General features: G+C 38.3%; 3 protein-coding genes and 1 pseudogene. 2 read left to right on the forward strand and 2 right to left on the reverse strand.

Annotated features, from left to right (window positions below):
* Positions 1–222: microcin H47 (gene mchB, locus HEN33_RS24925; RefSeq protein ID WP_183083510.1), on the reverse strand; the 222-nt coding region annotated here is incomplete at its 3' end.
* A 27-nt stretch (positions 223–249) separates the two neighbouring features.
* Positions 250–459 carry a microcin H47 immunity protein MchI gene (gene mchI / locus HEN33_RS24930; RefSeq protein ID WP_001554634.1) on the reverse strand — a complete coding sequence of 70 codons (210 nt, stop codon included), beginning with the start codon at positions 457–459 and terminating at the stop codon, positions 250–252.
* Between the two features lie 411 nt (positions 460–870).
* Here mchI and HEN33_RS24935 point away from each other — a divergent pair, with 411 nt between their 5' ends.
* Positions 871–1,116, forward strand: a complete 246-nt coding sequence (locus HEN33_RS24935; RefSeq protein WP_001327745.1) for a hypothetical protein — start codon at positions 871–873, stop codon at positions 1,114–1,116.
* Positions 1,117–1,271: 155 nt separating this feature from the next.
* Positions 1,272–1,457, forward strand: a pseudogene (locus HEN33_RS26210) (MchS3 family protein); the annotation flags it as partial.

Below are 1,457 nucleotides of genomic sequence, written 5' to 3' on the forward strand. Positions count from 1 at the left end.
ACTGCCACCAGCAGAAGAACTGGCACTACCACTTCCCACGGTCGAGCCAATTGCTGTTGTCAAACCGGCAGATACGGCTCCAACTACAACCCCAAGTGGACCACCAGGTATTCCGGCGAGAGCTCCAACAATAGCTGCAGCACCTGCAGCATTAGCTGAAGTCGCTGGCGCACCTCCCGCCCCGGAAATATATCTTAACTGTGATTCTGTTATTTCTGGCATATAAACTGCATATAAACTCCATCATATTTAACTTCCGTTTTTCCAGTCTGACCAGACCAGAATCCTTCGAATCCCATGAATCAGCTCAATAAAACCAAGAAATATTATAAAGCTTAGAAAAACGTCAACATAAGAATTCCCTTCGCCAACAATCCGAAGGGATGAAAGTGAAACCAATAAGATAGTAATAGGTAAACTGAATATAGCCGTCAATTGGGACAGTTTTTTATAACTCATTAATCCCTACCTGTTGCTTTATTTTCATTATGAAAAGTTACCAAATCTTAGCACCTCAGTCAGGAGAGTCAGGTCATCGATAAAGAATATTCCAGTAGAGTGGCGCTCATGATCAAAGATAACAGCAAAGTTGATGACAGTGCTGACCGACTGTCATTTACAGAAACCCTGTTTGTAGCAAATTCCATCTTACCTGACCTCACCCAGACAAAGACAAAAGAGAATGATTGTTATTTACTTTTCAAAAAAAGTGTCATATTGTCCATATAAAGTCAAGAGGTATTTTACGTTATGTCACTGATGCAATTGTTAGTCAGGATCTCATGGTTGTCGCTCATGTATAACCTGAGACTTGAACGCACACTAATAGCGCTGACGGTCATACATCGGGAAATGTGAGGAGGCATAAGAATGAATTGTGATAATAATCACAGAAATGAAGAATTCATTGTTACCTTTGATAAAGGCAACAAGCAAGACAATTCAAGACGAAAACACGATAATTTTCCTATAGAGGTAGAATCCTCCGTAGAGCAGGAGACACACTGTATCACAAATAATAAGTCAGCTTCCGGTATAGTAACACATGACTATGATGCCGATTATATTTGTGGTTGTGGTGAAATTATGTGTCCTGGTTGCGGTCATGACCTATAACAAACATTTTTGCAAACTGATACCTGATCAGGTACAAGCCTGTTGATTATTATGCTGAATATTTCATGTTATAAAACCATCGATATAAACATTAACAAGAAAAAACATATATTGTTTATCTGAACATTTATCGATGGAAAACCAAAGGGGAAAGTATGTATCTTACGAAAAAGATTATAATAAGTATGATGTTTATATTACCATCTGCTGCATTTTCATCAGATCCACCTCCCCTTCAACAATCGTTAGAAAAAACAACCTATTTTTCTATAGGTATGAATGGGTTTATAGGCTATCAGAGCGAAGGGGAAAAATTATACACACACATTCTTACATTAGAT

It is taken from the genome of Escherichia sp. 94.0001, assembly GCF_013369155.2.
In the GTDB taxonomy this organism is placed as follows: Bacteria; Pseudomonadota; Gammaproteobacteria; order Enterobacterales; family Enterobacteriaceae; genus Escherichia; species Escherichia coli_F.